The 2,805-nt window shown below is 37.0% G+C and carries 3 protein-coding genes; all 3 read left to right on the forward strand.

The features are described from left to right. Positions 1 to 296: 296 nt before the first annotated feature. Positions 297 to 752 carry a transposase gene (locus DXA57_RS17010; protein WP_117768429.1) on the forward strand — a complete coding sequence of 152 codons (456 nt, stop codon included), beginning with the start codon at positions 297 to 299 and terminating at the stop codon, positions 750 to 752. A gap of 359 nt (positions 753 to 1,111) precedes the next feature. Then, a complete protein-coding gene (locus DXA57_RS17015) occupies positions 1,112 to 1,909 on the forward strand; it encodes an AraC family transcriptional regulator (RefSeq protein ID WP_117768430.1) in 798 nt (265 codons plus the stop codon). A 129-nt stretch (positions 1,910 to 2,038) separates the two neighbouring features. Continuing rightward, positions 2,039 to 2,629, forward strand: a complete 591-nt coding sequence (locus DXA57_RS17020; RefSeq protein ID WP_117768431.1) for an MFS transporter — start codon at positions 2,039 to 2,041, stop codon at positions 2,627 to 2,629. The last annotated feature ends 176 nt before the right edge of the window (positions 2,630 to 2,805 follow it).

Raw genomic sequence — 2,805 nt, forward strand, 5'->3', positions numbered from 1 at the left:
AGTTTTCGCTTTCATCTCGGCAATTAAATTACCGAGGATTCCCGCTTATTTTCCTAAAAGATATCATGGATAGTATATTGGAAGATACAGGAGAATTAACCTTTAAATTTAGAAATATTGACTAATCATTTTTGTAAAATGAATTCTTTGTCATCATTATTATTACGATGATTAGGGGGGCAAAAGGTACACCCGTGCGAACCTTGAAAATTTCATATAAAACAACAAATTTATGTCAGGAAATGGTATAATGATCTCAGATTATTTGTGAGGTGATCCTATGTCTTTTGCTAAGAATGAATAATTTCTTATTCACAGAAGAAGGGACCAGGGTTATCAGCTGTCCTGCCGGAAATGCCCCGAAAAGCTGCAGCTATATCAAGCAGACAGGGCAATGCCGGATCTCATTTCCACGCAATAAGTGTGAGAACTGCCCTCACCGGGATCAGTGCCAGCCTAAGATGTTCAACAGGACAAGCGTGCTCTTCCTTTCAAAGAGATCATCTGACAGTGCAAAAAGTCAGAGGGCAATGAAAACAGAGCAGTTTAAAGCCCTGGCCCGTATCAGGAATGGGGTTGAGACCATTCCGTCCATCCTTAGAAGAAAATATCAGATCGATCACATGCCGGTCAGAGGACTTTTAGCCACAAAGCTTCGGTTCGGAATTAAACTTGCGGCATTGAATTTTAAGAAACTGTCAGCATATCTGGACAGTCTGGATCAGTGCGCCTTACTTTCAGCAAACAGCTAAAAAAGTAACAAAGAATCTGAATGTATGTTAATGGAAAACACTACTAATATGAAATATTTGTTGTCTTATATGAAATTTTCAAGGTACGTTAGTTAATGAGTTACTATAAAATGAGTGTTTTGACACCCATATCATACTTATTAGACATTTTTAAATTAATCTGATATACTTTACATGAGTTCTCGCAATGAGAATACTACACATATCTCTATGGGATACAGAAATGCGTACTACGTTTATTGATGACGGAAAATAATCACTCTCTCCTATTTGATTGAAATCCAGACAGGGAGGTATAACAAATAAAAGATTATGGAATTTATGAAAAAGTAAAACTAAACGGAATCGTTCCTGGACGATTGATTCGCCATACCCGGGCGGACAGTGCAATCATAAAAAGTCACTGGCATCCAGAGTTGGAAATAAATACGGCTTTTGAAGGCTCTTCCCGCTTCTTTATAAATGGAAGAATTGAAGATGTAACGCCTTCACATGTTGTTGTGATAAACAGCAGAGAAGTCCATTCGTCTATCCCTTTTTTTCCACAGGGCGGGATCTGCGTTACAGGGGTTACGATACAAATCAGCTACGATTTTCTAAAAAAAGTAATTCCAGATTATGATAACTGTTACTTTATTCTTAACAATATGGCAGAACGGAAGATACAGTTACTTCTTGAAGAAATGAATAAGAAATGTAAAACACAAGATGCAGCATATATGAATATTTATGCAATCAAACAAATTTGTGAAATTGTGTATATTCTTGCAACAGAATGTTGTATGAAACGGGAAAAGTTCGAAGCGACAAGTTCGGAAAGTTTTCAGCGTTTTGAACATGTTCTTAATTATGTTCATGAAAACTACAGCAGCAATCTCAAGACCAGTGAAGTAGCAGAACATTTTTTCTTCTCCAAAGAATATTTTTGCCGTTTATTCAAAAAAAATACAGGTATGACATTTAATCAGTATGTGACACAGTGCAGGGTTATTCATGCAGAACAATTGCTTAAGGACACAAACACACGGATCTCTGAAATCGCTCAGGAGGTGGGCTTTTCGGATGAGGGAAGTTTTATCGCTCAGTTTAAAAAATATTATTCGAAAACCCCTGGAAATTATAGAAAAATGATAACAAAAAATCCATTTTATGATTAGGGGGGGCAAAAGGTACACCCGTGCGAACCTTGAAAATTTCATATAAAACAACAAATTTATGTCAGGAAATGGTATAATGATCTCAGATTATTTGTGAGGTGATCCTATGTCTTTTGCTAAGAATGAATATTGTCTGGGTGGTATTCTTGGTTCTTTTTAACACTGTATCTGACCGACAATCTGCTGTTGTCCATGTCGTTTATTGCTTTTATGATGTCTGCCGGACGTATTATCAACGCAGTGACAGAATTTTTAAGCGGTTTTATCATTGACCGGATACACACGAAGATCGGGAAAGCCAGACCGTGGATCCTTGGTACATCATTTTTTGTTGCACTTCCTGTATTTATGGTGTTCAACCTGCTCGGGCAAATATCTCAATTAGTCGTAGGTGCCTATGGAGTACCGATTTTAATGTATTTTGGAGGATATGAGACCGGATACCGCGGTATGAGTTTTATCTTCTGTTCCCTTGGATTTCTGCTTCCGTTCCTTACAGGCATTATTTGTAAGGAAGATCCAGACATGTTTGATGCCGCGGCAGAGATGCTTCATGAATCTACAAAGCGACCTTCCACACCGGTGAAAACACAGATAAAATATGTTTTCAGTAGCAAATATTCTTTTCCTCTGTTCGCAATGTTCTTACTGTTTAACTTTGCAGCGATGATTTTTAATTCAGTTGCTGTTCATTTTATTCGCGACGTTTTAGGAAAATAAGCGGGAATCCTCGGTAATTTAATTGCCGAGATGAAAGCGAAAACTGTGCATATCTGCACATGGTAAATAAGAAATATATGTTCTAAAAGGTTCTAAAACAGTTGTATCCAACTTTATAAAGAGAAAATATGTTCGATATCCTATTGCAATATTATTCGCGTTATGATATACTATAT

It is taken from the genome of Blautia sp. OF03-15BH (assembly GCF_003463065.1).
GTDB lineage: Bacteria > Bacillota > Clostridia > Lachnospirales > Lachnospiraceae > Limivivens.

What these genes read in the sequence shown, in the direction of transcription:
- DXA57_RS17010 (WP_117768429.1), top strand. Translation starts at nt 297, where the DNA reads ATGAATAATTTCTTATTCACAGAAGAAGGGACCAGGGTTATCAGCTGT.